This is a genomic window from Streptomyces sp. B1866, from assembly GCF_031932565.1.
Lineage (GTDB): Bacteria > Actinomycetota > Actinomycetes > Streptomycetales > Streptomycetaceae > Streptomyces.
Map to the genome: position 1 here is coordinate 1 of NZ_JAVSCF010000436.1, position 2,847 is coordinate 2,847.

The following is a 2,847-nucleotide window of genomic DNA, read 5'->3' on the forward strand; positions in this document are numbered from 1 at the left end:
GCCGGCGCACCACCGCCCGCCCGGGCGCCCCCTGGTGCCGGAGCGCCGGCGGACACCGGCCCGGAAGGAGGCGCCGGACCGCACGGCGGCCCCGGCCCGCACACGCGACCGGGGCGGCGGCCGTCCGGCCGGGCGGGGCGGTCCCCGGCGGGCCGGTTCCGGTGGGCAGGATGGGCCGTATGGAACTGCGCATCTTCACCGAGCCCCAGCAGGGCGCGTCGTACGAGACCCTGCTCGCCGTGGCCAAGGCCGCCGAGGACCTCGGCTTCGACGCCTTCTTCCGCTCCGACCACTACCTCCGCATGGGGTCCGCCGACGGCCTGCCGGGCCCCACCGACGCGTGGATCACCCTCGCCGGGCTGGCCCGGGAGACCACCCGGATCCGGCTGGGCACCCTGATGACCGCCGCCACCTTCCGGCTGCCGGGCGTGCTGGCCCTCCAGGTCGCCCAGGTCGACCAGATGTCCGGCGGCCGGATCGAGCTCGGCCTCGGCGCGGGGTGGTACGAGGAGGAGCACCGGGCGTACGGCATCCCGTTCCCCGCAGACCGGTTCGCGCGGCTGGAGGAGCAGCTGGCCGTCGTCACCGGCCTGTGGCAGACCCCGGTCGGCGAGACCTTCTCCTACGACGGCGAGTACTACCAGCTGGCCGACTCGCCCGCCCTGCCCAAGCCCGCCCAGTCCCGGGTGCCGGTCCTGATCGGCGGCCACGGCGCGACCCGCACCCCGCGCCTGGCCGCGCGGTACGCGCAGGAGTTCAACATGCCGTTCTCGTCCGTGGCCGAGACCGAGCGGCAGTTCGGCCGCGTCCGGGCGGCGGCCGAGGCCATCGGCCGCGCGCCGGACGACCTGGTGTACTCCAACGCGCTGGTGGTGTGCGCGGGAAAGGACGACGCGGACGTCGCGCGGCGGGCGGCGGCGATCGGCCGGGAGGTCGCGGAGCTGAAGGAGCACGGGCTGGCGGGCACGCCCGCCGAGGTGGTCGACACGATCGGCCGCTACGCGGAGACCGGCGCGTCCCGGATCTACCTCCAGATCCTCGACCTGGACGACCTGGACCACCTGGAGCTGATCGCCGCCGAGGTGCAGCCCCAGCTGTGAGGGCGGACCGGGCTCCGACCGGTCTGCGTCCGAGGTTCGCAGACGGCTTGGGCGGTCGGCTCCCTTTCGGCCGGGCCCGGGAGCTTGCCCCGGCGCTCGCCGAAAGGAGCGCCGAGCGATCCGGAGAGCCGGGCTGTACCGATGACGGGCACGCCTGGGCTGGTTCCGCGTCTCCGGAGTGACCGGCCGCCGACCGCCTCGTTAGCCCATATGAGCGGTCCGTACGATGAGTACTCCCACAGCGCGGATCGGCATACGTACCGTCAGACGACGGAGGTCACCGGACTATGCGTTATCCAGCACCGCCCACCGCCTTACCGTCCCACGTGCTCGAACGCGAAGACGTGCGGGCGGCCCTCGTCCGGCACGACTTCGGAACCGTCTTCTTCCTCGCCCGGAAGTGGGGCGGGATCAGCTTCAGCAGGCTGGCCGAAGCCTGTGACATCAAACCGGAGCGGGTCGGCAGGATCGCGCGGGGTGACTCGCGTATCACGTCCATTGAGAAGATCGAATGGATCGCCGACGCCCTGCGCATTCCCGGGCACCTGCTCCGCCTGGCTCCGCGCCCCTGGGAGGACGACGCCTTCGCCTCTGCGCGCGCCACCGCGGCCGCCTCGGCCGCCTTGTCCGTGCCGACCACCCGGCCCGGCCCGTGGGACGTGGCCGACCTGGTGCGGCACGCACAGGCATCGGATGTCAGCGCCGCCGAGATGGAGACCGTCGAGACCGCGATCGACCGGCTGTGCCGCGCCTATCCGCACACCCCCGCCGCCGAACTGCACCGGCAGACCCGATTGGGCATCCGGCACGTGTCACGGCTTCTCGAAGGCCGGACGACCCTTCGTCAGCACCGGGACCTGCTGGTCCACGCGGGCTGGCTCTTCCTCCTCGGCGGTTGCGTCGAGTACGACCTCGGACAGCACCAGGCAGCCGACACCAGCCGCGCCGCAGCGCTGGCGATCGGCCGCGAGACCGGGCACGGCGAGATCGCCGCCTGGGCCTGGGAACTGGGCGCCTGGTTCGCTCTCACACAGGGGCGGTGGTCCGACGCCGTGGACTGCGTGGACGCCGGACACGAGGCGGACTCGACGCACAGCGTCGGCGTGCAGCTCTACGCACAGCAGGCCAAGGCGTACGCGCGCATGGGCGACGCCCGGAGCGTGCGCAACGCGCTCGACGCGGGCCGGGCCCGTCTCGAACGCCTGCCCCGGCCCGACCACCCCGAGCACCATTTCATCATCGACCCCGCCAAGTGGGACTTCTACGCGATGGACTCCTACCGGCTCTTGGGAGACGACGACCGTGCCGTCCGCCACGCCCGGGAGGTCGTCCGCACGAGCACCGCTCGAAACGGCCGCGAGGTCTCACCCATGCGGGCGGCGGAGGCCCGGCTCACCCTTGGAGTGACGGCCGCGCGGGCCGGTGAGCTGGAGGAGGCCGTGGCCATGGGGACGCGGGCGTTGGAGACGCCCCGGAAGTCGCTGCCGTCCTTGCTGACAGTCGCCGATGAACTCGGCAGCGAGCTGAGGCGGCGGTATCCGGGCGAGCCGCGTGCCCGGGCGTTCCACGAGCGGGTGGCGGGCATCGCCGGTGCCTGACAGGCCCGGTGACTCGCAATCCGACATCACCGACCGGCGGCATACCCGGATGTGGTGTCCGGGCTACGCTCACAGCCCGGCCCCTTCCGCCCAGGAGCCCCATGACCGCCGCCCCCGCCGCCCCCTCGCCGACGCGCTCGCGCGCGGGA

The 2,847-nt window shown here is 73.4% G+C and carries 2 protein-coding genes; both read left to right on the forward strand.

From position 1 onward, the window contains the following. Positions 1-179: 179 nt before the first annotated feature. On the forward strand, positions 180-1,100 hold the full coding sequence (locus RKE29_RS29115; RefSeq protein WP_312008704.1) for an LLM class F420-dependent oxidoreductase: 921 nt from the start codon (positions 180-182) through the stop codon (positions 1,098-1,100). Between the two features lie 326 nt (positions 1,101-1,426). Further along, positions 1,427-2,698 (forward strand): tetratricopeptide repeat protein, encoded by a 1,272-nt coding sequence (locus RKE29_RS29120; protein WP_312008705.1) that lies wholly within the window; start codon positions 1,427-1,429, stop codon positions 2,696-2,698. Positions 2,699-2,847: the final 149 nt, after the last annotated feature.

Bases quoted from the DNA above. Each gene is read 5' to 3' on its own strand.
- RKE29_RS29115 (WP_312008704.1), top strand. From the start codon at position 180: ATGGAACTGCGCATCTTCACCGAGCCCCAGCAGGGCGCGTCGTACGAG.